Source organism: Salipiger sp. HF18 (assembly GCF_011806505.1).
Lineage (GTDB): Bacteria > Pseudomonadota > Alphaproteobacteria > Rhodobacterales > Rhodobacteraceae > Salipiger > Salipiger thiooxidans.
Map to the genome: position 1 here is coordinate 1 of NZ_JAATOS010000690.1, position 1,716 is coordinate 1,716.

Genomic DNA, 1,716 nt, shown 5'->3' on the forward strand with positions numbered 1-1,716 from the left:
CGGCTCGGCGAAGAGACCGCGCAGGCGCGGCTCGGCGCCTTCATGGCGAACGGTGTCGACGGCTACAAGGATGGCCGCAACCTCGTGGCTGAAGACGGCTGTTCGGGCCTCTCCGAGAACCTCAGCCTCGGCGAGATCAGCCCGGCGCAATGCTGGCACGCCGCGATGCGGGCGCGGGACGCGGGCAAGGCCGGCGCCGAGACCTGGGCCAAGGAGCTGGTCTGGCGCGAGTTCGCCTATCACCTGATGTGGCACACCCCGCACCTGCTCGAGGACAACTGGCGCGAGGAATGGAAGGCCTTTCCGTGGAACGAGGACGAGCGCCGCAGGGAGGTGATCGCCTGGAAGCGGGCGCGCACCGGCATTCCCTTCGTCGATGCGGCGCTGCGCGAGATGTACGTCACCGGGCGGATGCACAACCGCGCCCGGATGATCGTCGCGAGCTACCTCACCAAGCACCTGATGTGCCACTGGAAGATCGGGCTCGTCTGGTTCGAGGATTGCCTGACCGACTGGGACCCGGCCTCGAATGCGCTCGGCTGGCAATGGACCGCCGGCAGCGGGCCGGACGCGGCCCCCTATTTCCGGGTGTTCAACCCGATCACCCAGCGCGAGAAATTCGACCCCGACCGCGCGTACATCCGCCGTTGGATCGCCGAGGGGGAAGGCACGCCCACCGACACCGCGCTCAGCTATTTCGACGCCATCCCCGAAAGCTGGGCGATGAACCCCGACGATCCATATCCCGAGCCGGTGGTCAGCGCCGAGGACGGCCGCAAGGCCGCGCTCGCCGCCTACGAGGATCGCGACTTCTGACAACCGCCGCACGGCCGGGTTGTCTCGCAAACGTCACAGGCCCGGGCGTGCAACCGGGGCAGGGGCGCGGAAACCTTGCCCGGCCCGGGCATCCGGCGTTTACTCGACGGCCAGAAGCAAGACGCCGCGTCCGAGGTCCCCGCGCAGATGTTCACCGCCGCCCGCCTGATTGCTGCGCTCTGCATGGCGGCGCTGGGATACATCGGATCGCAATACGTCCACCGCCTGCTTCCCGATATCCTCAATTTCGGCATCCTCGACTACGTCAACGCGGGCCTCGGCTTTCTCTGCGGCTGGCTGATCGTCGGTCCGCGCGCCGGGCGCGGCATGTCCGCTGCCATTTCTCACGGCATCACCGGCACTGCCGCGCTGATCTTCTGGGGGCTCTTCGTGCAGTCCTTGAACGAGATGGTTCACTTGTCGCTGCGGCACCGCTATCACGGCGCCATGGAAGCCGCCGCGGCGGTGTTCGAGATCATGGTGGACTACGGTGCCCTGCTGCTGGATCCCGGGTTCATCCTGCTGGCGGTCGTGGGGGCCGTCGTGACGGGGTTCCTGACGGAAGTCGCGGCCCGGAACTGGCGCTAGGAGCGCAATGTGACCAATCTTTTCGTATTCGGGACGCTCTGCCACCGTCCCCTGCTGGAGCGCGTGCTGGACCGGCCCGTCGAGGCCGAAACCGCGCGCCTGCCGGATCTGGCCGTCTACCTCGTGCAGGGCAAGGGCCTGCCCAACGCGGCGCTCTGCCAGAGCGCGGGGGCGGCCGCCGAGGGCTGGCTGATCCCCGACGCGGGCCCCGCAGATGTCGAGCGGCTGGCCTTCTACCTGTCCGGGCTAGGCTCCGAGATGCAGCAGGCCGAGGTGCTGACCGCCAGCCATGAGCGCCTGACCGTCACCGTG

The 1,716-nt window shown here is 68.3% G+C and carries 3 protein-coding genes; all 3 read left to right on the forward strand.

All coding sequences use genetic code 11. The annotated features are described in order from the left end of the window. Window positions 1–816: deoxyribodipyrimidine photo-lyase (locus HC022_RS25925; RefSeq protein ID WP_303049105.1), on the forward strand; the 816-nt coding region annotated here is incomplete at its 5' end. Between the two features lie 147 nt (window positions 817–963). After that, window positions 964–1,404: a TrgA family protein gene (locus tag HC022_RS25930; protein WP_167454300.1), complete on the forward strand. Its 441-nt coding sequence runs from the start codon at window positions 964–966 to the stop codon at window positions 1,402–1,404. 9 nt (window positions 1,405–1,413) lie between these two features. After that, window positions 1,414–1,716, forward strand: a 303-nt coding sequence (locus HC022_RS25935; RefSeq protein WP_167454301.1) for a gamma-glutamylcyclotransferase family protein, incomplete at its 3' end; no start/stop codon positions are given.